23 protein-coding genes and 1 tRNA gene are annotated in these 24,563 nt (G+C 61.0%); 10 read left to right on the plus strand and 14 right to left on the minus strand.

Features of this window, described 5'->3' with window-relative positions; all coding sequences use genetic code 11:
• The first annotated feature begins 31 nt into the window (after positions 1-31).
• Both R3E82_08690 and R3E82_08695 read left to right on the plus strand, forming a co-directional pair.
• A complete protein-coding gene (locus tag R3E82_08690; GenBank protein MEZ5550949.1) occupies positions 32-1,153 on the plus strand; it encodes a hypothetical protein in 1,122 nt (373 codons plus the stop codon).
• Positions 1,154-1,427: 274 nt separating this feature from the next.
• Positions 1,428-2,291: a hypothetical protein gene (locus R3E82_08695; GenBank protein MEZ5550950.1), complete on the plus strand. Its 864-nt coding sequence runs from the start codon at positions 1,428-1,430 to the stop codon at positions 2,289-2,291.
• A gap of 84 nt (positions 2,292-2,375) precedes the next feature.
• On the opposite strand, the gene R3E82_08700 is transcribed toward R3E82_08695, so the two are convergent.
• From R3E82_08700 to R3E82_08710, 3 genes are all read right to left on the minus strand, one after another.
• The gene (locus tag R3E82_08700; GenBank protein MEZ5550951.1) at positions 2,376-2,756 is read right to left on the minus strand and encodes a hypothetical protein; all 381 of its coding nucleotides are present in this window, start codon (positions 2,754-2,756) and stop codon (positions 2,376-2,378) included.
• Between the two features lie 215 nt (positions 2,757-2,971).
• Positions 2,972-3,748, minus strand: coding sequence for an EthD family reductase (locus tag R3E82_08705; GenBank protein ID MEZ5550952.1), 777 nt, complete (start codon positions 3,746-3,748; stop codon positions 2,972-2,974).
• Complete coding sequence (locus tag R3E82_08710) at positions 3,745-4,674, minus strand: MBL fold metallo-hydrolase (protein ID MEZ5550953.1); 930 nt, start codon at positions 4,672-4,674, stop codon at positions 3,745-3,747. The genes R3E82_08705 and R3E82_08710 overlap by 4 nt, the downstream gene beginning before the upstream one ends.
• Positions 4,675-4,921: 247 nt before the next feature.
• Between R3E82_08710 and R3E82_08715 the strand changes: the two genes are divergently transcribed.
• Positions 4,922-5,899 carry an alpha/beta fold hydrolase gene (locus R3E82_08715; GenBank protein MEZ5550954.1) on the plus strand — a complete coding sequence of 326 codons (978 nt, stop codon included), beginning with the start codon at positions 4,922-4,924 and terminating at the stop codon, positions 5,897-5,899.
• A 58-nt stretch (positions 5,900-5,957) separates the two neighbouring features.
• On the opposite strand, the gene R3E82_08720 is transcribed toward R3E82_08715, so the two are convergent.
• Positions 5,958-7,466: an amidase family protein gene (locus R3E82_08720; GenBank protein ID MEZ5550955.1), complete on the minus strand. Its 1,509-nt coding sequence runs from the start codon at positions 7,464-7,466 to the stop codon at positions 5,958-5,960.
• A gap of 120 nt (positions 7,467-7,586) precedes the next feature.
• Here R3E82_08720 and R3E82_08725 point away from each other — a divergent pair, with 120 nt between their 5' ends.
• Together R3E82_08725 and R3E82_08730 are read left to right on the plus strand one after the other, a co-directional pair.
• Complete coding sequence (locus tag R3E82_08725) at positions 7,587-8,108, plus strand: hypothetical protein (GenBank protein ID MEZ5550956.1); 522 nt, start codon at positions 7,587-7,589, stop codon at positions 8,106-8,108.
• A 63-nt stretch (positions 8,109-8,171) separates the two neighbouring features.
• Positions 8,172-8,492 (plus strand): hypothetical protein, encoded by a 321-nt coding sequence (locus R3E82_08730; protein ID MEZ5550957.1) that lies wholly within the window; start codon positions 8,172-8,174, stop codon positions 8,490-8,492.
• A 61-nt stretch (positions 8,493-8,553) separates the two neighbouring features.
• On the opposite strand, the gene R3E82_08735 is transcribed toward R3E82_08730, so the two are convergent.
• The 3 genes from R3E82_08735 to R3E82_08745 all read right to left on the minus strand — a co-directional run bounded on the left by R3E82_08735 (position 8,554) and on the right by R3E82_08745 (position 10,279).
• Entirely contained in the window at positions 8,554-9,348 is a 795-nt protein-coding gene (locus R3E82_08735; GenBank protein ID MEZ5550958.1) for a class I SAM-dependent methyltransferase, read from the minus strand.
• A gap of 23 nt (positions 9,349-9,371) precedes the next feature.
• The gene (locus R3E82_08740) at positions 9,372-9,692 is read right to left on the minus strand and encodes a DUF6316 family protein (GenBank protein MEZ5550959.1); all 321 of its coding nucleotides are present in this window, start codon (positions 9,690-9,692) and stop codon (positions 9,372-9,374) included.
• 332 nt (positions 9,693-10,024) lie between these two features.
• The gene (locus tag R3E82_08745; GenBank protein MEZ5550960.1) at positions 10,025-10,279 is read right to left on the minus strand and encodes a DUF2164 domain-containing protein; all 255 of its coding nucleotides are present in this window, start codon (positions 10,277-10,279) and stop codon (positions 10,025-10,027) included.
• Between the two features lie 71 nt (positions 10,280-10,350).
• On the opposite strand from R3E82_08745, the gene R3E82_08750 reads away from it, so the two are divergent.
• Entirely contained in the window at positions 10,351-11,064 is a 714-nt protein-coding gene (locus tag R3E82_08750) for a DUF4111 domain-containing protein (protein MEZ5550961.1), read from the plus strand.
• Between the two features lie 45 nt (positions 11,065-11,109).
• Positions 11,110-11,186, plus strand: a tRNA-Val gene (locus tag R3E82_08755).
• 45 nt (positions 11,187-11,231) lie between these two features.
• Here the strand turns inward: R3E82_08755 and R3E82_08760 are convergent.
• The 3 genes from R3E82_08760 to R3E82_08770 form a co-directional block, all read right to left on the minus strand.
• Complete coding sequence (locus R3E82_08760) at positions 11,232-12,422, minus strand: ISL3 family transposase (protein MEZ5550962.1); 1,191 nt, start codon at positions 12,420-12,422, stop codon at positions 11,232-11,234.
• 696 nt (positions 12,423-13,118) lie between these two features.
• Entirely contained in the window at positions 13,119-13,703 is a 585-nt protein-coding gene (locus R3E82_08765) for a VOC family protein (GenBank protein ID MEZ5550963.1), read from the minus strand.
• Positions 13,704-13,960: 257 nt separating this feature from the next.
• The gene (locus R3E82_08770) at positions 13,961-15,853 is read right to left on the minus strand and encodes a TIR domain-containing protein (protein ID MEZ5550964.1); all 1,893 of its coding nucleotides are present in this window, start codon (positions 15,851-15,853) and stop codon (positions 13,961-13,963) included.
• Between the two features lie 148 nt (positions 15,854-16,001).
• On the opposite strand from R3E82_08770, the gene R3E82_08775 reads away from it, so the two are divergent.
• Both R3E82_08775 and R3E82_08780 read left to right on the plus strand, forming a co-directional pair.
• Positions 16,002-16,343, plus strand: a complete 342-nt coding sequence (locus R3E82_08775; GenBank protein ID MEZ5550965.1) for a YkvA family protein — start codon at positions 16,002-16,004, stop codon at positions 16,341-16,343.
• Positions 16,340-17,479 carry a nitronate monooxygenase gene (locus R3E82_08780; GenBank protein ID MEZ5550966.1) on the plus strand — a complete coding sequence of 380 codons (1,140 nt, stop codon included), beginning with the start codon at positions 16,340-16,342 and terminating at the stop codon, positions 17,477-17,479. The genes R3E82_08775 and R3E82_08780 overlap by 4 nt, the downstream gene beginning before the upstream one ends.
• On the opposite strand, the gene panC is transcribed toward R3E82_08780, so the two are convergent.
• The 3 genes from panC to R3E82_08795 form a co-directional block, all read right to left on the minus strand.
• Positions 17,424-18,296 carry a pantoate--beta-alanine ligase gene (gene panC / locus R3E82_08785; GenBank protein ID MEZ5550967.1) on the minus strand — a complete coding sequence of 291 codons (873 nt, stop codon included), beginning with the start codon at positions 18,294-18,296 and terminating at the stop codon, positions 17,424-17,426. The genes R3E82_08780 and panC overlap by 56 nt on opposite strands.
• Positions 18,293-19,093 carry a 3-methyl-2-oxobutanoate hydroxymethyltransferase gene (panB, locus tag R3E82_08790; GenBank protein ID MEZ5550968.1) on the minus strand — a complete coding sequence of 267 codons (801 nt, stop codon included), beginning with the start codon at positions 19,091-19,093 and terminating at the stop codon, positions 18,293-18,295. Before panB ends, panC begins: the two co-directional genes overlap by 4 nt.
• A 290-nt stretch (positions 19,094-19,383) precedes the next feature.
• Positions 19,384-20,493 (minus strand): alpha/beta hydrolase-fold protein, encoded by a 1,110-nt coding sequence (locus R3E82_08795; protein MEZ5550969.1) that lies wholly within the window; start codon positions 20,491-20,493, stop codon positions 19,384-19,386.
• A 79-nt stretch (positions 20,494-20,572) separates the two neighbouring features.
• Between R3E82_08795 and R3E82_08800 the strand changes: the two genes are divergently transcribed.
• Positions 20,573-22,528, plus strand: a complete 1,956-nt coding sequence (locus R3E82_08800) for a CocE/NonD family hydrolase (protein ID MEZ5550970.1) — start codon at positions 20,573-20,575, stop codon at positions 22,526-22,528.
• Here the strand turns inward: R3E82_08800 and uvrB are convergent.
• Positions 22,522-24,549 (minus strand): excinuclease ABC subunit UvrB, encoded by a 2,028-nt coding sequence (gene uvrB, locus R3E82_08805; GenBank protein MEZ5550971.1) that lies wholly within the window; start codon positions 24,547-24,549, stop codon positions 22,522-22,524. The two genes, R3E82_08800 and uvrB, sit on opposite strands and share 7 nt — an antisense overlap.
• Between the last annotated feature and the right edge of the window lie 14 nt (positions 24,550-24,563).

A 24,563-nucleotide genomic window follows, 5' to 3' on the forward strand; every position in this document is an offset into this window, starting at 1 on the left:
CACTTGAAAGCTGTCTGCCCGCGGGGTGCCGATGGAATCTGTCATCTGGAGCCGGCTGCTCGAGAGCATGCGTGATGCCACGCTGGATGGCCGCTCCTGGCATGAAGTCGCCAGAAACGTCAGCACTGCATTCAATTCGCCAGCCGTCGCCCTCTATGGTCAGAGCACGGATGCAAAATCCTTCAGGGAAACCGCCGTTCTGGGCATCGATGATCAATTCATCGAGGGCTACAAACAGCACTACAGTCACAGCGACAATCCCTGGGTGGAGGCCAGCCAGTTCTGGCACCCGGGCGAGATCCGCACGGAGCAGGTGCTGCAGAAGCTCACCGGAGATCGCAACGTGCTGCGCAGATCCGGCTACTTTCAGGACTGGATCCAGCCCCAGGGCTATCACCACTCGATGGGGATGGTGGTGGACCGGGATGCCTATGGTTATGTGAAGCTGACCCTGTACCGGGATTTCGCAACAGGCGCCTACAGTCCGCGTGAGATCGCCCGCTTCGAAGAGGTCTGCCAGCAGTTTCGAGTGATGCTGGACATCGCAGAGCGTTACCGGCTGGTCCGCAGCATCGCCAGTCTGTCATTGCGTGCTCTGGATCAGCTGGATTTCGGTGTGCTGCTGCTGTCAGCCGGCGGAGAAGTGCTGGCGATGAATCAGTTCACCGGCCGTCTGCTCGAGGAAGCATCGGGTCTGGCACTGTGTGATGGTCGCCTGTTGGCCCAAACCCCTCGTGCACAGTCATGCGTCAACCGCCTGCTTACCCGGCGAGGGCCGGGTACCGCCGCCAGTGCCGCACTCGTGCCACCCGATGTCGCGATGCCGATCACTATGACAGCGGTGGATACCGGCAGCCTGGAGCCGGACACCGGTACGCTGCTGATCATCAACTGCCCGGAGCTGGCCTTCGACGAGCGGCTGCACCTGCTGGTTGAACGATTCGCACTGACCCCGGTGGAGCAGGAACTCGCCCGCGGTCTGCTGCAGGGATTCAGCCTCCGGGATGCCGGTGCCGGTGCAGGCCTGAGCTACGAGACTTCCCGCTGGTACCTGAAGCAACTGTTCGCCAAGACCGATACTCATCGCCAGAGTGAGCTGCTGCGGCTGCTGCTGACGGTGAAAGCCGAACTTCCCATCACCACCTTTCACTGAGCAGATACCTCCCGTATGGGAGGTTCGCGGTTCGCTCAGGCACGACACACTTCAGGTTTCCCGGCGGGAGTCGTCAACACCGGCGGTTGCCGCGGAGTTCAACATGGTGGTGATGCACCAGCACGATCTTTTTCACGGGAATCAGCAGTTCCAGCACGCCCCTGAACTCCCGGGGAGCGCGGGTAACTGAAACCCATACGGCGAGGCGAGAGCTGACCTGCCAATGTGGTCAACAGCATACCGGCAGATGTCGTACACAACACAAGGAGGACCCATGCAAAGAATGAAACAACTCTCGATCCTCGCAGTTGTCCTGAGTTCAGCCTGTCTCAGCGCGATTGCACAGGAGGCTGGTCCCGACATCGTCGGGCTGGAACTCGGAATGACCCAGGCGGAGCTGGTCGCGGCCATCCGTGCGCACAATGCTGAACTCAACCTGATGGAGCACACCAGCGAGATTGTCATCCGTGACAGCTACAAGCAGCCGTTCAAGGTTGGCGCCTACGTTGCGGAAGTTCAGGCGTTCTGGGATCCACGGGCCAAAGGCTATCAGCCCAGCGATCCACGACAGCTGATCAGCGCGGTATTCACCGGCCCGCCCAACGAGCATCGGGTTGAATCCATCCTGCGCGAAGTACGCTATGTGGACACCAGCACCTATCCCGGATTCGACACGCTGGTCGAGGCGCTGGTCGGTAAGTACGGCCCCGCGGATTTCTCCGATCGCAGTTCCAAAACCACACAGATGGTCTGGCAACTGGACGGGCAGTCATTGACAGAGCAGCATCTGCGCCGGCTCGGCGGTGCCGCATTGAACACCAACAACAACCACAGCACCCGCTACCATCTTTTCCCGGTCATCGACGAGACCCTGCCGGCAAATGTGCTGAGCATCAACAATGACGGGACGACCATCCGTCACGGCAATATGCAGTATGTGGAGGGGGGTCGCTTTCTCGCCGTGCAGATAGTGCAGCAGGGCGCCGGGGTGAACTTCATGCGCGCGGTTCTGCAGGACAGCATGATGAAGATCGGCAAAGCCCGCGGCGCTACGACGAAGATGGCCAGGGCTGCGCTCGCCAGCCACGAGCAGCAGGAGCAGAACGCCGCGCAGCGGCGCCCCGGCCCGGATATCTAGCTGTGGCGCCTGATCAGGCAGCAATGCCTCGCCTTCTCCGCGGACCGGATCGAAGGCGACGAACCAGCGGCCTGTAACCGGCTGCTAGTGTTCGGTCGCCTCGAACAGCCTGTTCATCGAGCAATCGGCGACGGCGTTCAACTCGGCTTCAATCGCCGCCCCTGCCGGTGTTGCGATCGTCGCTCTCGACTTCGCCCAGGCTTCGAGAGACGGAAAAGCATCCATATAGCCGAAGCTCCCGGTCTCTCCAACCACGGAAGTCAGCCCCCAGCTGCGGATATTGGCCCCCGGGTTGGCGCCATTCTGAAGCTTCAGCCACTTCGCGTTGACCGCTTTCGCGTCCGCTGCAGTCTTACCTTCCTTCAGTGCGCATTTCCAGAATTCGAGGACCCCGTCTTCAGAATGCACGATCGGTGCGATGGCTGAGCTCGACAACAGCAGCGCAGCTGCAATTAGTTTCTTCATGTTTGTATACCTGTCGGATTTTTAGATCGGAAACCGCGCTGGCATACAGAGACAACGGCGCTGTAAACGTCCGGTGCATGTCCCGCGAACATCTCCCCGCTGACAATAGTTACGCCCGGGAATACCCTAATGCAAGCTTTTATCAGAAAAACCTTTTGTCCGACGGCTTGTTTTCGACCCCGTGGAGTCGCGCTTTGCGAAGGAGAATCCCCGTATCAGCGCCGATCGACGAGCACGTGCTCCTTGCTCAACCAGAGACAGGACCGCTGGAAGTCTATGAAGCGACGCTCATCCTCAATGGCGCGCTGGCCGGCGAGCTGACGCTCAGGCGTGGCGATCTGCAGTGCGCTGCGATCAAACCACAGCTCCGCGTGACCCATGTAACCCTCCACGGCCACCCCGCGTGCCTCGCGCAACTGGCCTTCCAGTTCATCCGGGGTTCTATGCACCTGCACATAACGCAGAATGCCTGAGCCTGCAGCCTGGCGACGGATCAGCGGACCGTGGTTGGTGTGCCAGTCACGCTGCGCGTCCGCTTCTTTGTGATGCGTATAGCAGCGCAAGGGGTAGTAGAATTTCACTACCGTGTCCCGTTCCCGGGCAACCAGATTTTCCGGCGTCGGGTTCACCTGGGGATACTCGTGGGCCAGCCACAGCGGTGAATTCGGCAGATCGATGAAACGGGCTTCGTCTTCGAGCAGAGCCGCAGCCGCCCCCTGACCAGCTGCTGTTTCGAATGCTGTAACGATCGCTTCCCGGTTTTCGAACCAGAGCTCGGCGACGCCGTCGTAGGGGGCTTCCATACCGCCCCGGGCCCTGGCCATCGCCGCATTCATCGGATCATCCAGGGTGTGCACCTGGACGTAACGCAGGATGTTGAGATGCCGCGCATGACTCGCAACCAGCGGACCGTGTTCTTCCAGCCAGTAGCGGGAGAACGCCTCGGGACTGAGCTCTGCCTTGCGGCGGAGCAGGAAAGTGAGGCGGATCACCGGGAAAGACTCAGGAAAGCCCGGTTGATCAGTCCGGTTGGATCACCGTAAGTCTCGTCAAACTCTGCCGTGGGTTTCGCCGTATAGACCGCAGCAAGATCGGCGCCGCCGCTCATCAGTTCGGCAATGCGATCGCGCACGGTGGTCAGCATCTTCACATAGTCCACCAGTCTCTGGTGATCGGTGACCGGACCATGGCCCGGAATGACTACCGTATCGGTATCGATTTCCTCGAGCACTGCCTCGCAGAAGCGGATGACCCCGTCGATGGTGCCGCCATTACCCGCGTCGATGAAGGGATAGCCGGCATTGTTGAATACATCGCCCAGGTGCACGGCATTTCTGCCGCGGAAGATCACCGCGGTGTCACCCGTGGTATGCGCCGGGCCGAAGTGCAGCAGGTCGATCTGCTCACCGTTGAAATGAAACTGCATGCGATCGTCGTAAGTGATCACCGGCTTGGCGGACTCGGGATAGGCCTGCTGCTTGTACTGCATGGCCACCAGATCGACGATGTGTTCATCCGCCATCATCGCTCGCGAATTCGCCTGGGATACCAGCCAGGTGCCCTTCGGTCCCAGCGCCAGGTTGCCTTCGGCATGATCGAAGTGCCAGTGGGTGTTAACTGCAAAATCCACACCCTTACCGCCCAGTCCGGCGATTGCCGCTTCGATCTTCGGCATCAGTTGCGGGAACTGATCGTCCACGATCAGGGTGCCGTTGGCGCCGAGACTCAGCGCGATGTTGCCGCCAACACCGAAAAGCACGTAGAAGCCGTCTGCGATTTTCTCGGCACGTATTTCCGTGGACTCAAAATCCCAGCCGAAGGCGCTGACCAGTTCATCGAGCTCCAGCAGATCGTGTGCCTGAGCCTGGGGGGTGAAAGCGAAAGTAATAATTAGAGCTGTAACTAAGATACGGTGCATGCTGGTGTCCTCTCCCGGTGTCTGATACCGAGCGAACGGTAACGGCCAGTCTGGTGGCACTTCCGTAGCGCTCGCTGCAGTCCAGCACCAAGCTTGCAGAGATCCGCACGGTTGTTCAACCGAAGTATCCGGATCTCAGGATCGGTGTATGGGTGGTGGATCGACTTCTGCAGTACCATCCCTGCTCATACGTTCAGGCCCGGGCAGTCAGCCGGGCAGACCCTGCAGTATTTACCGGGAGCCCTGCATGACCATCCACTCCAGATCGCAGCCCGTACTCGCGCTGATCGCTGTCGCACTGATCTGTTCCGCGTTGATCACAGCGGCGAATGCCCCCGCCGAGGTAAGTACCGAGGTAAACGCCAGTGTCGGCGTAAATGCCGGGTCAGGTACCAGGTCACTGGATCCAGTCACTCAGGACAACCCGGAAACTGATCGTGAAGCACCCCCGGGGCTGATCGCCCCCCAGATCTTCAGCCAGGGTGCACAGATGAACGCGCTGCTGTATACGGCCAACGGTCCGGGGCCTCATCCCACGGTGCTGCTGCTGCACGGCTTTCCGGGCAACGAGAAAAACCTGGACCTGGCCCAGGCATTGCGCCGGGCCGGATTCAACGTGCTGTTCTTCCACTATCGAGGCGCCTGGGGCAGTGACGGTGACTACAGTCTCCCCGGGGTGCTGGACGACATCGTCACAGCGCTGAGATTCCTTCAGGAAAAATCCGCAGACCCGGAGTTCCGCATCGATCCCGCGCGGATATCCCTGGCCGGTCACAGCCTCGGCGGATTCGGCGCGCTGGCCACGGGCATCGAACATCGGGACATGATCTGCACCGTGGCGCTGGCGCCCGCCGATCTGGGTGCCTCAATCGGCCCGCTGCTCGCCGGCAGGCCGGATCTGAGTGCACCCCAGTACGCGGCCCCCATGCCCGGCCTGAAGAACTACGGCTATGGTTCGCTCATCGCAGACACCGCCAAAGATCTGAAGCGCTACACGCTGAATGCGCGCATGGCCGCTTTCAAAGATCGTGCTCTGCTCATCGTCTCCGCAGACCAGGATGAAGCGGTGCCACTGGAAATCAACCTGGCCCTGGCCGAAGCAGCACGCGCGGCCGGTGCGGCACCCTTCGAGCACCTGGTGCTGGATGCAGACCACAGCTTCTCCTGGAACCGTGTGGAATTCACACGGCGCATCGTCCAGTGGATGACCGAACACTGCCGGTAGCTTGTGACTACGGTAAGTCGGGGTGCTGCCACGGGCGGACATCCCTTGCGCCGATCGCTCAGTCTCCGTAGCCGGGCGGCGGCACAAACCCGCCCAGTTCATCCGCCATCAGCCGGGCAAATTCGATAGTGGTCCGATCCCCGAACTCCGGACCAATGGCCTGCAGGCCGAGCGGCAGACCGCCACTGGACAGACCGGTCGGGAAAACGGTGCTCGGCAAATAGGACAGGGTGGCGTGGCCCGCCCAGAACACCTGATTCATGTAGGGCACCGGTTCACCATTGACCTCGATCATCCTCGCCGCCTGGGGTGAATGGTCGTGGGGCGGGGCGGTGGTGGACATGATCGGACACACCAGGATATCCCAGTCTCTGAAGAAGGCCTGCCAGCCAAGGCGCAGTCCGGTACGGGCATTGTCCAGGCCCATCCACTGCTGGTGATCGATGTTGTCCCCGGGGGCCTGTCCGATGACGGCGAGCAGCAGTTTCAGATACAGCTCGTGGGATTGTCCGCCGGCGAATTCCGGGCGAGCGCTATCCGATACCCTGGCACCACGTCGCGTCAGCACCTCACCCACCTGCTGCACCCGATCCGCAATTTCCCGATCTACCGGCGCGATTGCGTGATCCGACCACAGCGCCACCCGCAGTTCGCCCAGTGACTTCATGCGCGGCGGCGGCAGATCGAGCCGCCAGCCCGACGCGTTCATCACATCGGGTCCTGCCACGATGTCCATCGCGGCTGCCAGATCGGCCGCGCTGCGCGCCATCGGTCCCATCACCGCCAGGTCCGGCGTGCTCAGAACGCCCGGGGTCGAGTGACCCTGCGGCGGCACCACACCCCAGGTCGGCTTGTGGCCGTACACGCCGCAGTAGTGTGCCGGGTTGCGTATCGATCCACCGATATCCGAACCACTGTCCAAGCCGGTGAGACCGGCGGCCAGTGCCGCAGCGCTGCCCCCGGAAGACCCCCCCGGGGTGCGCTCGGTGTTCCAGGGATTACTGGTGGTGCCGTAGACGTCGTTGTAACTCTGGAAATCGCCGAGCATCAGGGGCACATTGGTTTTGCCCATGAAGTGTGCGCCCGCTTTCCGGTAGCGGGTAACCATGGCGGAATCCGTGGTGGCGATGTTGTTTGCGAGATCGGGCAGGCCCCAGGTGGTGGCGGTGCCTTTGAGATTGAAGGACTCCTTGATGGTCATCGGCAGACCGTGCAGCGCGCCCAGCATCTGGCCCTTCGCCAGCGCCGCATCTGCTGCACGTGCGCTTTCGAGCGCCGCTTCGAAGGTCCTCACCACGATCGCGTTGAGCCGGCCATCGAAACGCTCGATCCGCGCGATGAAGTAACGGGTCAGCTCTGCCGAGCTGAGCGCTTTCGAGCGGATGAGTTCGGCCAGCTCCAGGCCACTGCGGAAGGCGAGCAGCGGATCTGCTTTCGCCGCCGCCGCAGCACCGGCCGCAGCCTGTGTGACGGCGGCCTGCGCGCCGGGCGCCATGAAACCGGCGGCGAGACCGCCGCCGAGCAGTGCCGTATGTGTGATGAAACTGCGTCGTGATACCTCGCTCATGTCCGTTCTCCCTCGTCTCCGTGCAACAGTGTGAGCGATGAAGTCTAGCAGCCTGTTTTCTGAGTGCATTAGCAGACGGGAGCGGGCGGGGACTTGCCACAGCGGGGAAACCGCCACACCATGGCGACTCATCAGGCGGAGACAGCATCGGTGATTCCCTATATCGAACGAACCCGCAACTACTACGGCACCCTCGGTTATCCCCCTTATCACTGGGCGCACAACGAGACCGTCCCGTTCACGCCGTTCAGAGGTGCGGTCAGAGACGCCCGGCTGGCGCTGATCACCACCGCAGCACCCAACAAGCCTGAACTCGGTGATCAGGGTCCCGGTGCCGCCTACAACGCCGCCGCCAAGTTCTTTCAGGTGTATACCGTGCCGAAGTCACCGGCGCCCGATCTGCGCATTTCGCACCTCGGCTACGATCGCAAGCACAGCACCGCCGAAGATCCGAACAGCTGGCTGCCCGTGGCGGCACTCGAGGCCGCAGTCGCGGAAGAGAGGCTCGGCGCACTGGCGGACTCGTTGATCGGTGTGCCGACCAATCGCAGCCAGCGGGTCACCCTGGAGAAAGACGCACCGGACGCCCTCGCCGCCTGTATCGCCCTGGACGCAGATATCGCGCTGCTGGTACCGAGCTGACCGGTCTGCCATCAGTCGGTCAGTCTGATCGCCCGCCATCTCGAATCTCAGGGTATTCCCACAGTGATCATGGGCTGCGCCCGGGACATCGTGGAATCTGCCGGTGTGCCCCGCTTTCTGTGGAGCGATTTTCCCCTGGGAAATTCGGCTGGTAAACCCGCTGATACTGCCTCACAAAGGGAAACCCTGGCACTGGCGCTGGCGCTGTTCGAATCTGCGACGCCCCCGCGCACGACCCTGGTCTCGCCCCAGCGCTGGTCCGACGACGACGACTGGAAACAGGATTTCATGAACATCGAACGGCTCGGCCAGGCGCAGATCGACCGCCTGCGCGCGGAGTTCATCGAACAGAAGCGGGTGGCGGCCGAGATCAAAAAGAGCTGAGTCTGCGCAGGTCGGGGCGGAGTGCCGGGTGCGTGCGGCAACCGGAACCGGTCCCGGGCGGTCAGGTACTCGCTTCAAACAGGATGCGCTCATCGCGCCAGGGTTCGGCCGGGCGATCCTCGAGCCCGCCGGTGACCTTCACCGAAGCGAATCCCGCCATTTTCAACATCAGCTCCACTTCATTCTTCAGGTAGAGCACGATCCTGATGGTGTGTGTTTCGGCTTCGACCTCCACGCCGTTTTCCAAACGGGCAGCGCGGATCTCCAGCAGAGTGGTCTGTTCCAGGGGGTCAAGTTCGAGCTGGCGCATCCGCAACGCCATCTCGAAACCTTCCGGTGTTTTACGATGATCGCCGCGTTTCGACCAGGGTCGCGGAAATTCGGTCTGCTCGGCCCAGGCCGCCCAGCCCCTGCGATCGAAATTCGGCAGATGATGATCGAGAAACAGTCTGCCACCGGGCAGCAGGTGACCGCGGATGCGCCGCAGACCTTCGAGATCGTCCTCCCGGGTACCACCCAGACCGAAGGCACCACAGACGATGACTGTCTGGTAACGTCTGGGCAGCTCCAGCGCGTGCATCGGCTGTTCGTGAAGCGTGACCGCAAGGCCCTCCCGCTCTGCGAGAACACGACACCAGTGCAGCATATCGGCCGCAGCATCGGCGCCTTCCACATCCATTCCAGCACGCAGGAAGGGCAGCAGCAGACGCCCGGTCCCACAACCGGCGTCGAGGGCAGGCTCTCCGGAGCGCAGAATGGCCTGGCGAAAAAACTCGATGTCGTCGCCGTCGCGATTGAACTCAGCCCACCAGCGCGCTACCAGTCCGTGGTGCCAGGTATGGGCGGCGTGTTTCATGGTGTGAGAGGAGCGGCACCTTATCAGCGCCGGCGGTTACTCCGGCCGGGGTGCAGGGGCCGCACGGGCACTTCACTGAGGTTGGTATCCGTCCAGCCCGCGGGACGATCCATGTTGACCAGATCGACTTCGGTGAGGAGGATGTTGGCGGGCAGTCGGGCCTTATGCGCTTCGAGGAAGGCCATGGTCTCGACGTAAAACAGCAGTTCCTGATGGGCGGCGTTACGATTGAGGAAGGGCCCCCGGCGGCCTTCCCGGGTCTCCACAAACCATTCCCACTCCTGACAGAAGACCCGCTCCCGGGAGCGATGATAGAGGCCCCTGAAGGCATCCGATCGGCGCATAACGACTCCAAGTACGAACCGCGAGTCTACGACCCCGGAAGACTCCTGGGTATCCCTTGACCGGGGTGAGAGCGAACTAAATGTGCTCGCCGGCCAGCTGCCCGCGGTAAAAAGACAGGATGCCTGCGATCGCGGTCCGGTTCGCCGGTGACCCGCAGCACGGCGGGTGCTGCAGCTGAAGGGTCCGAGGTGCTGGCGTAAGTGTCGAGCAGGAGATCCTCGGATCGAGGGTGCGACAGCCTGTGGCTGGCCACTTCGATCGAAGGTGTCGGGCGCAGCAGTAACGGCTTCGCAGCGAAATCCGCAGGTGCGGTCGGGCCAGTCATGGCCGGTTATTTCGTGAACTCGGTGGGTTTTTCGATTTCGTAGAGCGCGTCGCGGATACCCTCAAGACGGGATTCGATCACCACCTGGGCATCCACCAGACCGCGATTGTAGAAATAGGCGCCCACCTCCTCCGCAAAGAAATCCAGGAGAAACTCCGCATCAAAACGGCCGATCTCCTGATCCAGTTCTTCCCGGAAGTAGAGCTGGATCTTGCGCACGACGATCTCGGTTTCTTCTTTGGAAAATTTGATTTCGGACATGAGGTCTCTCCGCTGTCGGTGCCGTGGCAGAATAACATTCCCAAAGCGGCAATCGCGGCGGCAGCGCAATCATGGCTGGGTGGATCGAGGCTTTTCCCGAGGCCCGCGCTCAACTCGACCGGCTCACAGAGGGGCTGCAGAAGATTCTTCAGGATCGGTTGCAGGCCGTGCTCCTGCACGGCTCGCTCGCCATGGCGGGTTTCGACCCCCAGCGCAGCGATCTGGATGTGCTGGTGATCGTGTCAAGTCGCCCCCTCGATACCCAGTATGCGCAGCTCGGTCGCCTGTTGCCTGAAGTCTCCGGCGCGCCCCACCCCCTCGAGCTGAGCCTGCTGCTCGAGGATAATCTCCATCCCTGGCGGCACCCCTGTCCGCATCTCCTTCATTACGGCGAATCCCATCGGCAGGATTTCGCGCAGACCCGCGTCACGCCGCATCAGGATGCGGACCCGGACCTGGCAATGCATCTCACTGTGGCCCGACACCGGGGCGTGGATCTGCTCGGCAGCTGGCCGCCCTCAAACCTGCCCGAAGTGCCCGCAGCGGACTTTCTCGCCGCGATCCGGACGGATTTTCTGTGGGCAGCCAATCGGCCGGACGAACTCAGGGACTACCGGCTCGCCAATGCCTGCCGCACCCTGGCCTATCTTGAACAGGGGCTCGTGCTGTCGAAGTCGGAAGGCATGGACTGGTGCCGGCAGCGGGACATCAAACCCGCGGATGCACTGGTAAGCGTGGCAGCGCGGCTGGAAATCGACATCCCAGGTGCCGGACCCTCGACCTGATCCCCATCTTCGGCTACATTGGCGCCCCTCGAAGCAGGCACATGCAGGCGCGTAGCTCAGTTGGTTAGAGCGCTACCTTGACATGGTAGAGGTCACCGGTTCGAATCCGGTCGTGCCTACCAGATTTCCCGGCTCTACCCGATTAATGGGGGATGGGCCGTTGTTCACTAAACCCGGTTGATGATGCCATCCCAGCCGCAGTGGGTTAAGACCCGCAGCCGGTAGTTCTCAAAGTTTCTGAACCCGTAGGCTCTTCTCGACATCATTTCCATCTTGGTGTGGAAGCCCTCGGTGATGCCGTTGCTGCGCGTGAATCGCCACATGGCGACGATGGGTGCAAGCCATGAGGTGAGTGTTTTTGCGAGCCGGTGGAGCGGACTGACGTGGAGCTGCTCAATCAGCGTAAGGAACTCGGGCAACGTGCTTCTGGCTTTCCTGGCGTTCAGTGCTTTCAGCAGCAGGAGGCGGTTCAGCCGCTGCTTGGCATCGTACAGCGCCTTGAGCACGGGCCATTCTCCGAGATAGCTTCTGAGGTTGTCGCGCTGCTCATCGGACAGATACCACTCGTGCCGACGCATCAGACTCAGTAATCCGCGGTTGCTTCGACCCTCGGGATCCTGTTGTTGCCAGACCTTGAGAAAGTGCTGGTTTACCAGCCGGATTACATGGAAGCGATCGGCGACGATCGTGGCCTGGGGGAAGTACCGGCGGGCAATGCTGCGGTAGGTCTCGGACAGATCCATGACGATGACCTTTACCTGATCCCGGCCCGGTAAACGCCTCAGATAGCGTCTTAAGCTCGGTTCAGAGCGTCCGAGTGCCACGTCGAAGACTTTGTGGTTCTTCAGATCCACAAAGCTTGTTGCATACCCTCGTCGGCGGGTGAAGAAGTGTTCATCGATACCCAATACCCGTGGACAGGGGCGGTTCGACATCTCAGAGCACCGTTGCCGACAATGGCTCTGATACCAGCGCTCGACGGTTGCCGCACTGATGCCGTGGGTGCGCGTGATCTTGCGCTGAGTGACGCCGCCATCATGCGCTTCGAACACCTCGAGCCGAAACGCTTCCGACGCTCTGAAGCGCGGCCGAACGCCCTTGAACCGGTGGCAGAAATAGCGCCCGCACTGTGGGCAGTGGTACTTGGGCGACTTCAGGTGCAAGGTCATCACCTGGTTACCCTGACGCGTGTGCTTGAGGGTTCGTTGACGGGTCGCCTTGATCCTCACCCCCTCGTGCTCGCAATGAATGCACGAGGGGCGTCTGGTAGGCCGGGCATAGACCTTGATGCCCTGGTCCCGATCAACCTTCTCGATCTCAAGGTCAGATATGCCTAATATGACTCCTGCGTGGGACATCGGTAGTATCTCCATTAAACGATCTTCGCAAAATCAGTTTAATGAACACCGGTGTCCCCCATTAACGATGAAGAGCCGATTTCCCTTAAATATCAAAGCACAACCCCTAAAAACCAAAGGGTTATCTACTATCGACGTGGGCGTCCGCACCCTGATCTGTCGCACCGTGTCTTTCTCTGTCGCTCCGGTTGGGGCAAAAACCGGGCAGCAGACTCCAGCGCTCTCCGATTGAACGACCCTGTGCAGAGAACCGGTTACCCATGCCGAATCAATTTCCGCCTGTTCGCAGGGGAGCTGGAAAACCACAAAGCAGACAGTGTTCAGAATCACGATTCTTTGATACACCTACAGCACGCAGATTCAGCATGCTGACCTCCAGGCCTCGTCGATTCGGCATATCTGCATTCGTCGCATCCAGGTGATGGTGTTAGATACTTAGCCTGCTAAGCATACAAGGAGTCGGGCGGTCCAGCTCTCTTCTCGAAACCATATCTGAGGGGCGTTGATGGAAGGGTTTGACGAGTTCATTTCGAGCAACTCTTCTACATCAGATTCGCTCAGGTATTTTTCGTCTGTCGTGCGGATTACCAGTCCGACTATCTGGTTTCTCGCGATGGTCAAGCCAGGCCAGGAAGGTCCGGCAGCAGCCGCTGAAGCACCTGGCCGCTACCGGAATCCCTATCCAGTGTCGTTTGTTCAGATTGACTTGCCGTTGGCCTTGATACCCTCAGCGTTCACCGGCAGTTCACAGTAATCCGAGCCGGCGCGTACGTTGCAGCAGAATTCCAGCATTATGCCGTCCGGGTCGAAAAAGTAGAACGATCGTATCCAGGTTTTGTCGTCAGGAGTTTTACTGTGACGATCGATGCCTGGCTCGGTAACCACGTCGGAATGATTGACTATTTCAGTGCAGTGCACGCCCTTGGCGACCAGGGTGTCTCGGTACGCTTCTATGTCGTCGACCGCGCAGTGGAAGGCCACGTGGTTCATGGAGCCGTGGGCCGATGTAATGTCGCCACTCTCCCCCGCGAGTCCATGAGCGGAGGCGATACCCGGGGCCGCTTTCGGCGCACCTTTGAACCAGAAAAACGCAAGAAGATTTCCACCTCCCATGTCGAAGAAAAAATGCTGGCCTGAACTGTTTCCCCCAAGATCGAAGCCTTTTATGTACTTCATATTCAGTACGTTGGTGTAGAAATCTACGGTTTTTTCCATATCCCGAGATACCAGCGCGAGGTGGTGCACTCCACTGTACTTAATCTCTGTTGCTGCTTTGTTCATCGTCCTGTCTCCCTTGGCCCTGTTTACGGTGTGTCTGCATTATTACTAACAGATAACAGACTGAGGGTCAATGTCATTGACTTTTGCCCTCTTTGTCAAGTGAATCATCCCGGGTGCACCGGAGACTCCATTTCTTCAGAGGATGGAGTCAGCAACACGACCAAAAGCTGTTTCCCGGAGGGCAGGGAACGGGCGTTCCGGATGGGCTTCGAGCACCAGTCGGACCAGGATTCGCGGCCCGCACCTGCCTCCAGCCCCTACCCCGGCCTTTGCAGCACATCCGGCAGATTGAAACGGATCTGTGCGAGCTGTGCCGGCGCCAGATGAAGCGCTTCAAGCAACCCGGGCCAGCGGACATCATCCCGCAGTTTGCGGTACGCGGGATTAAGGACACATTCCGCCCAGCCTGCGCCCTGCTCGAGGTTCGTAGCACGGTCAATCCACTCAAACGCCTCATCGGCCATGCCAGCGTAGGCATACACTTCGGATACCTCGGAGGGCCAGACCGCCCCCCAGGTTTCGATCAGAAGTTTGAGTTCGGCATGGAAGGCGTCGGTGTTCCCCTGCGCCCAGTACAGAAAGGCCAGCCCTTTGGTCCTGAATTCTTCATCACTTTCCCGCTGCATCGATGCAGCAGCGGCTTCCAGATCACCTTTCTCTAGCGACGCCAGGCCAATGGCGAAGTTCGCGCCGACAAACCCGGGACTGATCTCCAATGCATGACGATAGGCGTGGATTGCATCGTCGTATCGCCCGGCAAACAGGGAAAATGCCCCGAGGTTTGCGAAGGCGTGGGAATTCAGGGGGTCGAGTTTCGTAACCCGTCGCGCCACGGCGACGCCTTCCTCAATGCGACGCATTCTCGTCAAAAGCCCGGCGGCCGTGCTCAGCACTCTGGCGTCGTGGGTACCATCGGCCAGCGCACGCTGCAGATCCTTCGCTGCGGCACTGAGATCATTGTCGAACCGCAGAGCAATCCACGCCCGTTGCGACAGCGCCACCGCGTTGTCGGGATCCAGCGCGAGCACTTTCTCGGTGGCCTCGCGCGACAGGCGGATTCGCTCTTCCGGATCACCGAAGCCCTCACCCGCCTGGGTGCCGTAGTTGTCGGCCAGACCATTCCACAGATCCGGATATCCGGGCTCGAGCTGCAGCGCCTCCTGGAGAAGTTCATTGGAGCGTTCGAGCGCCTCCCGTTTGAACTGCCGGGCCAGATGCCGGGCGCGCAGCAGCAGCTGATAGGCCTGGGCATTCACCGCTTTTCGTGCCGATGCCTGGGCGCGCACGGTGCGATGCAGCTCGGCTGCGACACTGGCCGCAATCTCATCCTGCAACGCGAACGCATCATCAAGGGTTCGATCGTAGCTCATCGACCAGCGTATGGAGTCCGTTCGTGTGTCGGTGAGCTGAACGCCAACCCGTATCGCTTTGCCCATGGTGCGAACAGAACCTTCCACTACATAGGTTGCATCCAGCTGGCGCCCTATCTCCGTCGCGGGCAGCGCCTGGTCCCTGAACTGAAAAGACGAGGATCTCGAGATTACCCGGAGATCGCGCAGCCTTGTCAGTCTGTTGAGCAACTCCTCTGCAAATCCATCCGCCAGGTAGTCCTTGTCACCCGCAGGAGACAGATCCCGGAACGGCAACAGGGCGATGGAGGCTTCCCGCCGACGCAGCCGATTGAACTCGACACGCAGCAGCCCCGCCACAATCCGCAACAGCGCGCTGGATCGGGCGCTGCTGTCGCCACGTACATCGGCCGCCAGCGGTTCCCGCTTTCGCAGTGGTTCAGGCAGGCATTCAGATCTCGCATCGTGGGGTTTACCCTCGACAATCAGGCACAGGACATTCTCTTCCCGGCCGAAACCGATGAATTTCTCGACTTCCGCGCGAACCCACTTCGACGACGCGGCGGCCGGTGAACACACGACAATGAGAAATTCGGATGCGGCCAGTGCCGCTTCGATGGCGTCACTGAGATCTCTGGAGGCAGCCAGTTCTTCGCGGTCCTGAAATATCGGCGAGAGTCGACCGGGCAGCTCCAGATCTTCCGGTGGCTGATAGGCTTCCAGCTCGCGATGCAGCCAGGATGCCCATGGCTCATCCGTGTGGCTGTAGCTGATGAATGCCTTGTATCTGAAACCTGGCACGGGATGCTCCCCGGCTGATGGGGCGAGGATAGTCCGCCGGGATCAGCCTGTCGCCCCGGGTCCGACCGGACCGGCTGACTGCGAAGCCTCTGCGCTTCTGGCATGCTACATCCAGCTCAAACGCGACAGAGAAAGGGGCGATTCCGGCATGCAACCAGAGGATGCCAGAGAGATAGAGACACAGTTCTGGCCCAAGTTCCGCCGGGTGGCCGCTCGCCTTCCCTTTGCCGCGGACCTGCTGGCCGCTTACTACGCCGCAATCGACCCCATCACACCCAGGCATGTGCGCGGCATTCTGCTTGGCGCTCTCGGCTACTTCATCATGCCTGCCGATCTCATACCGGATTTTATTCTGGGTCTGGGCTTCACCGATGACGCCGCCGTGCTCGCCGCCGCGCTGAAAACACTGACCGATCACATTCAGCCCGCACATCAGGACCGGGCTCGAAAGACGCTGGATTCAATCAACACTGCCGGAGAAACACAATGAAATCGAAGATCTGTGAAATGGTTGGCTGCGAATTTCCTCTGTTCGCCTTCAGCCACTGCCGCGATGTAGTGGCCGAAGTCAGCAAAGCGGGCGGCTTCGGTGTGCTGGGAGCGGTGGGCCACACGCCGGAGTCTCTTGAGATCGATCTCAAATGGATCGACGAACAGGTCGGCGGCAAGCCCTATGGCGTGGACCTTATCGTACCCACCAGCCTCGTGGATAAGGAAGGCACCCTGACCCCCGAAGACCTGGAAGCACGCATCCCGGACTCTCACAAGCGTCACGTGGAGCGCATCCTTGCGGAAAACGGCATCGATACAAAAGGTCTGTGGGATCGGCAGATCCGTGCTGACACTGGCGATGCGATGCGCGAGCGCGGCGCCAGCAAACAGCTCGAAGTGGCGCTGCGCCACCCGATCCGGATGGTGGTGAATGCCCTGGGTGTGCCGCCGCCTTTCATGATGGAGGCCGCACGCAAAAAGGGCATCGTGGTCGGCGCGCTGACCGGTGCGCGGGAACATGCCATAAAGCACATCGAGGCCGGTGTCGACGTTCTGGTGGTATCCGGAACCGAGGCGGGCGGACACTGCGGAGAAGTCTCGACCCTGGTGGTCGTGCCCGAAGTGCTCGACACGATCGCCGAACTGGGTGCCGATACCCTTGTCCTCGCAGCGGGCGGTATCGTCACCGGCCGGCAGATGGCCGCCTGCATGGCCATGGGTGCGGCGGGCGCCTGGACGGGCTCAGTCTGGCTGACGACGGCAGAAGCGGAAACCGCACCGGCGGTAAAGGAAAAGATGCTGCTGGCAACCTCCCGGCAGACGGTTCGCTCACGCAGCCGCACGGGCAAGTACACACGACAGCTGCGCAGTCCCTGGACCGACGCCTGGCAGGAAGCTGATGCCCCGGATCCGCTGCCCATGCCGCTGCAGGGCCTGGTTTCCGGACCCGCCCTCGCCCGTATCGACAAACTGGCCGAGGCAGGTGATCCGAATGCCCGGCGCCTCGCCACCTACTGGGTCGGTCAGGGGGTCGGACTGATGAACACCGCGACCAGCGCCCGCAATGTGGTGCGGGAATTCATGGAGGATTTCGCCCGGGCCTGTGAGCGTCTGAGCACCAGCCTGAACGACTGAGCACCACATTATCGATCAGGCGTACGACGCGTTCACCCGAGCGAAGACTCGCAGCGGCAAAACGACGCCCCTCCCGGCTGACCACATAGTCGACATCGAAACCCGCTGCGGTGAGGGTCTGCATCACCGCGGCATCATCGAGGTCGGAACGGATCAGCACATTGAGTTGTCCCGCTCTCGCACGCGAAGGCGCATCAAGCAACTCGTTGCGTGAGCTCATGGCCAGACCATCCGGCTCGCGCACGATGGCGCAGGGCACGATGTCGACAGCCATGAAAAACGCCGCACACATATCCCGGATCAGCTCGTACTGCTGGAAATCCTTCTCACCGAAATAGGCACGATCCGGTCGCACGAGGTTCAACAGCTTCATCACTACCGTGAGCACACCGGTGAAGTGTCCGGGTCGATGCCTGCCGCAGAGCGTGTTCGATTCTGTTTTTTCCTCCACCTGGTAACGGAAACTGTCCGCATACATGGCCTCACCGGTCGGCGTGATCACCGCATCGACACCGAGCGCGCACGCCATGCGCAGATCCCGCTCCAGGGTGCGGGGATATTTCTCCAGGTCCTGAGGATTGTTGAACTGGGTGGGATTGAGATAAATGCTGAGCACCGTCTGATCGTTTTCGGCGCGACTGCGCTCGATGAGCGATGCATGACCCGCATGCAGTGCGCCCATGGTGGCGACAAAGCCGATACTGCCGGACATGCCCTGTCGATACTCGCTCCAGGCCGTCAGATCCCGGAATACCTGAATTCCAGAGCCCGAATCGCCGGCGACCGCACCTTCCGGCAACCGTACCGGCGCGCTCATCGATAGCTCTCGGCCAGAGCGGGAAAACTGCCCTGCTCTGTATCGCTGTGAAATCGATTGACCGCCTCGGTGATCATGGCGTGGCCGGTCGCGTAGTGACGCAGAAATTTCGGCTTGAAGCAGGGGTTCATGCCGAGCATGTCCTGCAGCACCAGTACCTGGCCATCCGTGCCTGCGCCTGCGCCGATGCCTATGGTCGGAATCTCAATCGCGGCAGTAACTCGTGCAGCCACCGGCGCGGGCACACACTCGAGCACCAGCGCAAAACATCCGGCGGCGGCAAGCCGTTCTGCGGAAGCCAGCAGCGCATCCGCTTCCGCCTCGGCGCGCGCCTGTACCTTGTGGCCGCCGAGACCGTGAACCGACTGTGGCGTGAGGCCAAGATGCCCCATCACCGGCACGCCGCCTTCGACGATCGCCTCGATGAGGTCGAGCTGGCCCCGTTCCCCTTCCAGCTTGATGGCCTGGGCACCCGCCTGCATCAGGCTCTGTACCGCCTCCATCCCGGCGGTCAGACCTTTGCGGCCTGCCAGAAAGGGCATATCGCCAATGATGAATTTCTCCGGTGCACCGCGCGCAACCGCACCGATATGCAGAGCCATCATCTCCACGGTGGCATGCACGGTGGAATCGAACCCGTGCATCACCATGGCCAGACTGTCCCCGACCAGCAGCGAATCAACCTGGGTTCTGTTGAGCACCTGTGCAGACCAGTAGTCGTAACAGGTCACCATCGAGAGCTTTTTTCCGCTGGCTTTCGCCGCCCGGAAATCCACCGCACTCAATCTCTTCGACATGGCAATGCCTCCCATTCAGTTCGAAGCGGATCTCCCCGAACAGAAAAGGATGTCGAGCGGACGGGTGGTGGTACGCAGCGCCGTGCCCGGAGCGGGCGGAACCTGGAGTTGAGGCTGGTATCGGTACCTGTCCATAGCCGGATCAAGTCCAAATCTGTTTCGGTTAGAGTCGCGTTTTCAGATCACCCCCTCCCTTACGGCAGGTAGGCGTCGGGGCCAAACTTAACCGTAAGGGACGGCATTGTCCAATGCTCCATGCCCGTTCGGTGGGTGCCGCGGAGCCTCTGATCCTAAGGCTTGAGAGCCCTGTAGAGGAAAGGCAGGCTGCGGTCCATTCGGTAGTCGATGCCGGAGTGGGTCGCATCGAACTCCTCGTAGACATGATTCACACCGGCCTTTGTGAGTTCCCGGGACAGTATCCGGGAGCCATAGTGGATGTTGAACTGATCCCGCCAGCCGCAATCGATGAAGATGCCTTTCATGGACTTCAGCGCCTTCCGATGCACACGCACCATGTGTATCGGGTCGTGCGCAAGCCAGCGCTTCCAACGTGCCGGCAGCAGCTCTGCGGTTTCGAGATCAAACGGCACCTTGAAGCCATTGGGTGCTGAGGGGGCAGGATCGTAACTCGCCGCCATCGCCAGCATCATCAGCGCCATGACTTCGTCTCCCGACGGATTTTTTTTCTCCCGCACTGACGTCAGGAATCTTCCGATACGACCGTCGTCCACCCCCGGTGCTGTCTGAGCGGTGTGCACACCGATCCGATAGCGGCCCTGTTTGTGTGCCGGTCGTCGATAGCGGGCCAGCAGATTCAGCGCTTTCGGCCAGTCTCCCCGATACACCACATCAAAGTGTGCATCGCCCGAATGATCGGCGATGGCACCCCAGTACTGGGGATATTTCATCGCGTGAACGATGGCGCCATAACCGCCTGAGGATTTCCCGAAACAGCCGCGATGTTCCCGGTCGGCCAGTGTGCGGAACTCGCCATCCACGAAGGGAATGAGCTCCCGGGTCAGATAGTCGGCATAGCGGCCGATCGCGCTGGAGTTGATGTACTGATTGCCGCCAAGCGCGGTGAAGCAGTCGGGAAACACGATAATCGCTGCTCCCATGCGCTTCTCGGCGATCAGCCGCGCGGCCTGCTCCGGAACACTTTCGTCAAAGTTGCGCCAGGCGACATGGGAGTGCCCCGAGCCGGTGAATCCGACCAGATCGAAAAGTACCGGAAAGCGGCGCTTGCTGCGGGTGGCCAGATAGGCGGGCGGCAGCCAGACGGGCAGTTGCCGGATGTGCGGATCACCGAGGGGATTATCGGCGAGCACCCGCGATTCATGTTCCAGATACACCAGTCTGCCTGCAGCCGTGGGCGAGTGTGCACTTGTGCGTTTCAGCATGAATGACGTCTCCTGCGGGGGGTTGTCCGTGTTTTTATCCGGGCCCATGCTACCAGCGAATTTCACAGCAGGGAGACATATGCCTGCACAGGAGACCTATCAGATCACTGAGCACCAGTGGATTGTCATGGACGATGGCGTGCGATTGTCCGCTCGCCTGTGGATTCCTGACACCACCAGTAACAGACCTGCGCCCGTGGTCCTCGAGTACATCCCCTACCGCAAGCGCGACGGCTATCGCTTCCATGACAATGCCTGGGGGGATGTGCTGGCCAGCCACGGTATTGCATTTGCAAGAATCGACGTGCGCGGCAGCGGTGACTCTGAGGGAGTGCTGACTGACGAATACACGCAGATCGAACTGGAAGACGGGGTCCGCTGCATCGACTGGCTCTCGCGGCAACCCTGGTGCAACGGCAATGTTGGCATGCGCGGCATTTCCTGGGGGGCGATCAATACCCTGCAGATCGCCGCCCTGCAGCCCCGGGCGCTCAAGGCCATCCTGTCCATCGCCGGCACAGACCATCGCTACACCGATGATGCCCACTACCTCGGTGGCACCCTCGCCCAGGCGAACCTGCAGTGGGGACTGTCGTTCAAATCGGTGATGGCCGGTCCGCCGGATCCGCAGATCGTGGGTGCAGGCTGGCTGAAACTGTGGCGGGATCGACTGCGCAGTACCCCGGCCATCATCACCCGCTGGCTGGACCATCAGTATTTCGATGACTACTGGCAGCGCGGATCCATCGCGCTGGATTACGCCAGCATCCGTTGTCCAACCTATGTCGTGGCAGGCTGGCAGGACACCTACGCAAATCCGGTGGGCCGGCTGCTCGAGCAGCTTACGGTGCCGCGCAGGGGCCTCATCGGTCCCTGGGCGCATACCTATCCGGAGATGGCAGTGCCGGGCGGAGTTGACTGGGCGAGTGAAGAAGTCCGCTGGTGGCGCCACTGGCTGTGCGGTGAAGAGACCGGAATCATGGCCGGGCCCATGCTGCGCGCCTACATGCCCTACTGCACTGCGCGGGAAGTGCTGCCCAGGCCGGTTCCGGGACGCTGGATCGCCGAAGCGCGCTGGCCTCCCGCGGCGGCAAGCACAGGGCGCTACTTCCTGTCCGCTCAGGGTCTGTCCGCACTGGCACCCGGGAGGGCCAGCCCGATCACGCATCGTCCTGCCGCACCCGTGGGCTCCACCCATCCCGAATGGCTCGACCTGCTGCCCGGGGAGCAGAGCACCGACGATGCGCACTCGCTGTGCTTCGATTCACCGGTACTCGACTCGGCTATGGAAATTCTGGGTTACCCGGTACTGCGACTGCACCTGTCTGTCGACCAGGCCCGGGCATCCATTGCGGTGCGGCTCAACGAAGTGGATTCTGCCGGTCAATCCTGGCCGGTGAGTTTCAGTCTACGCAAACTCTCCGCGCGCAATTCTCACCGTGCACCGGATACTGTGGTGCCCGGTGAATTCTACTCCCTGTCCCTGCCGCTGCAGTTCTGCGCGCACCGGTTCAAACGAGGCAATCGTATCCGAGTGGCCATCTCGAACGGACTCTGGCCCATGACCTGGCCCACTGCGGCCGGTGCAGCACTCACTGTCGCCATCGGCCAATCGGTAATCGAGCTGCCGGTGCGTGAGGTTGAGGCCACCGCGCAACCCCTGCCTTTTGCCGCAGGTGTCGGAGCAGCGAAGCACGCACCCGAGGCTTTCGAGCCGGTAACAGTCAATGCGGACGGAAGCTGGCTCTACCGGAAAACCCGGCCGCTGCGATCCTTTGTCGAGCCTGAAGTGGGCACGCACCTGTCCAGCGAACTCACGGAAACCGTTCGGCTGGAGGCGGACGGCAGCGCGATAAGCAGACAGAGGCTGGATCGCAGCTGGCGGCGGGACGACTGGGACTGCCGCCTGGAAATCGGATGTGAGGTCCGCGCATCCAGCGGGGCTTTTCAGATCCGGGAAAGCCTTAAGGCCTGCCTCGGTGATCGGCTGCTGTTCGCGCGCGAATCCGACACTACCGTCGATCGGCTTCAGTAAGGATTGACCAGACTTTTCTCGCGTATCAGGGAGATCTGATCCCGCAAAGCGGCCGCTTCTTCAAATTCCAGATTGCGTGCGTGGGTGAGCATCTGGTTTTCGAGCTGGGCGAGCAGCTTACCCAGGGCTCTGGGATCGTCCGGCACCTGAATTTCACTCGCGGCCCGGCGCCCACCGGTCGCCGCGCGGGCGCGGTTCTCACCCGGTGCGGCAGTCCGCGCACCTTCCATCACATCCGCCACACGTTTCTGAACGGAACGCGGGGTGATGCCATGCAGCCTGTTGAAAGTGACCTGCTTTTCCCGGCGCCGATCGGTCTCGCCGATGGCGCTCTCCATGGATCCGGTCATCCTGTCCGCGTAGAGAATCGCTCGGCCGTTCAGATGCCGCGCTGCCCGGCCGACGGTCTGTATCAGGGAACGTTCGGAACGCAGAAAACCTTCCTTGTCTGCATCCAGAATCGCGACCAGCGAGACCTCGGGCATGTCGAGCCCCTCGCGCAGGAGGTTGATCCCGACCAGCACATCGAATTCACCCAGGCGCAGATCGCGGATGATTTCCATCCGCTCCACCGTATCGATGTCCGAGTGCAGATAACGCACGCGCACACCGTGTTCATCGAGATATTCGGTAAGATCTTCCGCCATGCGTTTGGTGAGCACCGTGACCAGCACCCGCTCTTTACGGGCGACTGTGACGCTGATTTCACTGAGCAGATCGTCCACCTGTGTCAATGCGGGGCGCACCTCCACCGCAGGATCGACCAGTCCGGTGGGCCGCACCACCTGCTCCACCACCTGACCTGAATACTGAGCTTCATAGGGCCCGGGTGTTGCCGAGACGAAAATCATCTGGGGACCCAGCGCCTCCCACTCATCAAAACGCAGCGGCCGGTTGTCCAGCGCCGACGGCAGCCGGAAACCAAATTCCACCAGGGTCTCCTTGCGCGATCGATCGCCTTTGTACATGCCGCCGATCTGGGGCACGGTGACATGGGACTCATCGATGATCATCAGGGCGTCTTTCGGGAGGTAGTCGAACAGCGTCGGTGGTGGCTCCCCCGCCAGACGACCCGAGAGATACCGGGAGTAGTTCTCGATGCCGCTGCAGAAACCCAGTTCCTTGATCATTTCAAGATCGAAACGCGTGCGCTGGTCGAGCCGCTGCGCTTCCACCAGCTTGTGGTTTTCCGTCAGCCAGTTGAGCCGATCCTGCAGCTCTTCCCTGATCTCATCGAGCACTTTGAGGATGCGCTCCCGGGGGGTGACATAGTGGGATTTCGGGAACACCGTATAGCGCGGCAGACGATTCAGCAGCTCGCCGGTCAGTGGATCGAAAGTGCTGATGCTCTCGATTTCGTCATCAAACAGCTCTACCCGCACCGCCTCTTTTTCGGATTCCGCGGGAAACACATCGATCACGTCTCCGCGCACCCGATAGGTGCCACGCTGGAAGGCCATGTCGTTGCGCGTGTACTGCAGCTCCGCCAGACGCTGCACGATGAAACGCTGATCGACCTTATCTCCCCGGTCCAGGTGCAGCACCATACGCAGATAGGATTGCGGATCGCCAAGGCCGTAAATCGCCGAGACAGAGGCCACGATGATGGTGTCGCGCCGTTCGAGGAGCGCCTTGGTGGCCGACAGACGCATCTGTTCAATGTGGGCATTGATGGACGAGTCCTTCTCGATATAGGTATCGGAAGAAGGCACGTAGGCTTCGGGCTGGTAGTAGTCGTAGTAAGAGACGAAGTACTCGACCGCATTGCGCGGGAAGAACTCCTTGAACTCACCATAGAGCTGGGCGGCCAGGGTCTTGTTCGGCGCCATTACGATCGTCGGCCGCTGTACTTCTTCGATCACTTTGGCGATCGCGAAGGTCTTACCCGAGCCGGTTACACCGAGCAGCGTCTGATGTGAGAGACCCGACCGCAGACCATCCACCAGTCCGGCGATCGCCGCGGGCTGATCGCCCGCCGGTTCATAATCCGAGACGACCTGAAATCTGGAAACGGCTTGCACTGACCTGCCCGCGG

The organism is Pseudomonadales bacterium, assembly GCA_041395945.1.
GTDB lineage: Bacteria > Pseudomonadota > Gammaproteobacteria > Pseudomonadales > Azotimanducaceae > SZUA-309.

Excerpts from the sequence above, each read along its gene's own strand:
- R3E82_08690 (MEZ5550949.1), top strand. The coding sequence starts at position 32 with ATGGAATCTGTCATCTGGAGCCGGCTGCTCGAGAGCATGCGTGATGCC.
- R3E82_08695 (MEZ5550950.1), top strand. The coding sequence starts at position 1,428 with ATGCAAAGAATGAAACAACTCTCGATCCTCGCAGTTGTCCTGAGTTCA.
- R3E82_08700 (MEZ5550951.1), bottom strand. The coding sequence starts at position 2,756 with ATGAAGAAACTAATTGCAGCTGCGCTGCTGTTGTCGAGCTCAGCCATC.
- R3E82_08710 (MEZ5550953.1), bottom strand. The coding sequence starts at position 4,674 with ATGCACCGTATCTTAGTTACAGCTCTAATTATTACTTTCGCTTTCACC.
- R3E82_08715 (MEZ5550954.1), top strand. The coding sequence starts at position 4,922 with ATGACCATCCACTCCAGATCGCAGCCCGTACTCGCGCTGATCGCTGTC.
- R3E82_08720 (MEZ5550955.1), bottom strand. The coding sequence starts at position 7,466 with ATGAGCGAGGTATCACGACGCAGTTTCATCACACATACGGCACTGCTC.
- R3E82_08725 (MEZ5550956.1), top strand. The coding sequence starts at position 7,587 with ATGGCGACTCATCAGGCGGAGACAGCATCGGTGATTCCCTATATCGAA.
- R3E82_08735 (MEZ5550958.1), bottom strand. The coding sequence starts at position 9,348 with ATGAAACACGCCGCCCATACCTGGCACCACGGACTGGTAGCGCGCTGG.
- R3E82_08740 (MEZ5550959.1), bottom strand. The coding sequence starts at position 9,692 with ATGCGCCGATCGGATGCCTTCAGGGGCCTCTATCATCGCTCCCGGGAG.
- R3E82_08745 (MEZ5550960.1), bottom strand. The coding sequence starts at position 10,279 with ATGTCCGAAATCAAATTTTCCAAAGAAGAAACCGAGATCGTCGTGCGC.
- R3E82_08750 (MEZ5550961.1), top strand. The coding sequence starts at position 10,351 with ATGGCTGGGTGGATCGAGGCTTTTCCCGAGGCCCGCGCTCAACTCGAC.
- R3E82_08760 (MEZ5550962.1), bottom strand. The coding sequence starts at position 12,422 with ATGTCCCACGCAGGAGTCATATTAGGCATATCTGACCTTGAGATCGAG.
- R3E82_08765 (MEZ5550963.1), bottom strand. The coding sequence starts at position 13,703 with ATGAACAAAGCAGCAACAGAGATTAAGTACAGTGGAGTGCACCACCTC.
- R3E82_08775 (MEZ5550965.1), top strand. The coding sequence starts at position 16,002 with ATGCAACCAGAGGATGCCAGAGAGATAGAGACACAGTTCTGGCCCAAG.
- R3E82_08780 (MEZ5550966.1), top strand. The coding sequence starts at position 16,340 with ATGAAATCGAAGATCTGTGAAATGGTTGGCTGCGAATTTCCTCTGTTC.
- panC (MEZ5550967.1), bottom strand. The coding sequence starts at position 18,296 with ATGAGCGCGCCGGTACGGTTGCCGGAAGGTGCGGTCGCCGGCGATTCG.
- panB (MEZ5550968.1), bottom strand. The coding sequence starts at position 19,093 with ATGTCGAAGAGATTGAGTGCGGTGGATTTCCGGGCGGCGAAAGCCAGC.
- R3E82_08795 (MEZ5550969.1), bottom strand. The coding sequence starts at position 20,493 with ATGCTGAAACGCACAAGTGCACACTCGCCCACGGCTGCAGGCAGACTG.
- R3E82_08800 (MEZ5550970.1), top strand. The coding sequence starts at position 20,573 with ATGCCTGCACAGGAGACCTATCAGATCACTGAGCACCAGTGGATTGTC.